The sequence below is a fragment of the Pseudoalteromonas sp. Ps84H-4 genome (assembly GCF_024124645.1).
Lineage (GTDB): Bacteria > Pseudomonadota > Gammaproteobacteria > Enterobacterales > Alteromonadaceae > Pseudoalteromonas > Pseudoalteromonas lipolytica_C.
In genome coordinates, this window is the sequence record NZ_JAMXSK010000067.1 from 1 (window position 1) to 2,134 (window position 2,134).

The following is a 2,134-nucleotide window of genomic DNA, read 5'->3' on the forward strand; positions in this document are numbered from 1 at the left end:
GCGAAATAACAAGGCCGATAGTGGATGATTAGGCTCCAAGCTGAAAGTAAACCACCTCCGCAGCCATTTATTGGTGTGGTCTACAGAGGATTATGTCTTTTTAGAGGGGAAAATCCCTAGAACCCCTGGTTGGTAAATGTTAGTCTTCGACTCAAATAGAAAGAGGGCTAGAAAATGGATAAAACAGACCAGTTATATGTACAAGCAGACTTTTCACATCAAGACATGAGTGGTCAGTATTTTAAAAATTGCAAATTTTTCTGCTGTTCCTTTAAACGAGCGAACCTCCGCGATACACAATTTGTAGATTGTTCTTTCATTGAACGAGGTGAATTAGAGGGGTGTGATTTTTCTTACTCGGATCTTAGAGATGCATCTTTTAAAAACTGCAGTCTTTCAATGTCGTATTTCAAAGGTGCAAATTGTTTTGGTATCGAGTTCAGAGAATGCGATTTAAAGGGTGCCAATTTTTCTCAAGCTAGCTTCATGAATCAGGTATCGAACAGAATGTATTTTTGTTCAGCTTATATAACAGGTTGTAATCTTTCATACGCCAACTTTGAAAGGCAGTGTATCGAAAAGTGTGATTTGTTTGAGAATAGATGGATTGGCGCAAATCTGAGTGGTGCATCATTTAAAGAGTCTGATTTAAGTCGGGGAGTATTTTCTGAAGGGTGTTGGAGCCAGTGTAGGTTGCAAGGTTGTGATTTGAGCCACTCGGAGTTGTATGGTTTAGACCCTCGGAAAGTTGACCTTACAGGTGTAAAAATCTGTTCGTGGCAGCAAGAACAACTTTTAGAGCAATTAGGTTTAATAGTAGTTCCTGACTAAATTTGATGGTTTGAACACACACATAACAAACGCCTCAAGAGGGACTGTCAACGCGTGGCGTTTCCAGTCCCAATGAGCCGCTGTGGTTGCAGTTGTTGTGTTTGAGTTTAGTTGTTATGCGTTGCCAGCCCCTTAGGCGGGCGTTAGCCCTCAGGAGGAAAAATGAAAATATCCATTATGGCAGCAGTTTCTGAGAATGGAGTAATTGGCTCTGGATTGGATATACCTTGGCATGTACAAGGTGAGCAGCTCCTGTTCAAAGCTATGACTTACAATCATTGGCTTTTAGTCGGTCGTAAAACTTTCGACTCAATGGGTAAACTTCCCAATAGGAAATATGCTGTGGTTACTCGCTCAGAAATGGTCTCGAATGATCCAGATGTTATTTATTTCACCAGCATTGAATCGGCATTATCTTACTTAGACAATACGACAACACATGTCTTTGTTTCTGGTGGTGGTGAAATTTACAAAGCATTAATCGAACAAGCAGATGTTATCCATCTTTCAGTGATTCATAAGCACATCTCTGGCGACGTGTTTTTCCCTTCAGTTCCACAGAGTTTCAAACAAACATTTGAGCAAAGTTTCAGTTCAAATATTGATTACACGTACCAAATTTGGGCAAAGGGCTAACAAACTGTTTAAGAGGGATTCACAACGCGTGGCATTTTTACTATGCGTTGGTTTTAGTGGTTAAGGCGGTATGCGGAAGCTTCGGTATTGCGTTGCTCACCCCTTAACAGGGCGTTAGAGCACTCCTAGTAAAGTAACATAGAGTTAACAAAATAATGTTAGATAAATTAGTTGGTAAGGTTATTAATTTCAAAGCGGTCACTAAAACCAAGGTACAGTTTGAATTAAGTGAAAATAATTGTGTAATCGAACTTCAAGTATCTGATGCTTGGGTTATTAATCGTAATGATGAAGTTACTGTTGTCGGCGAGCGGGACTCAAAAACAGGTAAGTTTATTGCCTATGCTTACAATAACCACACAAAGGGAGTATTTGGTAAGTATGATGCCCAAGTAGTAGGTGGATGGTTGTTTGTTGTTATTGGGCTATTCTTTTTTTGGGCTATTTTTCCACTGTTCTTACATGTTCCTGCAGGAATCAAACAGATTTCGCTTGGGAAAAAAGTTAACGAAGCTTTTGACTTGGTGACACAGAGCAAAGTGGGGTTCTAGGGATTTTCCCCTCTAAAAAGACTTAATCCTCTGTAGACCACACCAATAAATGGCTGCGGAGGTGGGTTACTACTTATAAGTGTGGCAAATTAGGTAAATATCGTACATTTAATACG

The 2,134-nt window shown here is 39.9% G+C and carries 3 protein-coding genes; all 3 read left to right on the top strand.

The window, feature by feature from the left end:
* The first annotated feature begins 174 nt into the window (after nucleotides 1-174).
* The 3 genes from NH454_RS22170 (at nucleotide 175) to NH454_RS22185 (ending at nucleotide 2,018) form a co-directional block, all read left to right on the top strand.
* Nucleotides 175-831: a quinolone resistance pentapeptide repeat protein QnrVC5 gene (locus NH454_RS22170; RefSeq protein WP_000361705.1), complete on the top strand. Its 657-nt coding sequence runs from the start codon at nucleotides 175-177 to the stop codon at nucleotides 829-831.
* Nucleotides 832-993: 162 nt separating this feature from the next.
* Nucleotides 994-1,467: a trimethoprim-resistant dihydrofolate reductase DfrA31 gene (gene dfrA31 / locus NH454_RS22175; protein ID WP_000703246.1), complete on the top strand. Its 474-nt coding sequence runs from the start codon at nucleotides 994-996 to the stop codon at nucleotides 1,465-1,467.
* 155 nt (nucleotides 1,468-1,622) lie between these two features.
* Nucleotides 1,623-2,018, top strand: a complete 396-nt coding sequence (locus NH454_RS22185) for a hypothetical protein (RefSeq protein ID WP_234116085.1) — start codon at nucleotides 1,623-1,625, stop codon at nucleotides 2,016-2,018.
* The last annotated feature ends 116 nt before the right edge of the window (nucleotides 2,019-2,134 follow it).

Coding starts and splice junctions, on each gene's coding strand:
- NH454_RS22185 (WP_234116085.1), top strand. CDS start 1,623: ATGTTAGATAAATTAGTTGGTAAGGTTATTAATTTCAAAGCGGTCACT.
- dfrA31 (WP_000703246.1), top strand. CDS start 994: ATGAAAATATCCATTATGGCAGCAGTTTCTGAGAATGGAGTAATTGGC.
- NH454_RS22170 (WP_000361705.1), top strand. CDS start 175: ATGGATAAAACAGACCAGTTATATGTACAAGCAGACTTTTCACATCAA.